Genomic DNA, 315 nt, shown 5'->3' with positions numbered 1-315 from the left:
CCCGGGACTGGGTGGAGCGAGCCCTGAAGGAGGGGCAACTGAAGGCCGTGGTGTGTACGTCGAGCCTGGACCTGGGGGTAGATTTCCTGCCGGTGGAACGGGTACTGCAGATTGGCTCGGCCAAGGGCGTAGCCCGGCTGATGCAGCGCGCAGGGCGCTCCGGCCACGCACCGGGCCGGCCTTCGCGGGTCACGCTGGTGCCAACCCACAGCCTGGAAATGGTGGAAGCCGCTGCCGCGCAGGACGCCATCGCTGAACGGCGCATAGAAGCGCGCCAGTCGCCTCACAAGCCGTTGGATGTGCTGGTGCAGCATC

General features: G+C 67.9%; 1 protein-coding gene. It reads left to right on the top strand.

What is annotated here, in order from left to right:
• Nucleotides 1-315, top strand: a 315-nt coding sequence (locus HX873_RS31400) for a helicase-related protein (protein ID WP_256349692.1), incomplete at both ends; no start/stop codon positions are given.

It is taken from the genome of Pseudomonas sp. P7758 (assembly GCF_013386485.1).
Lineage (GTDB): Bacteria > Pseudomonadota > Gammaproteobacteria > Pseudomonadales > Pseudomonadaceae > Aquipseudomonas.
Note: the sequence above shows the minus strand (reverse complement) of the source record. Positions and strands in the feature narration are given on the sequence as shown.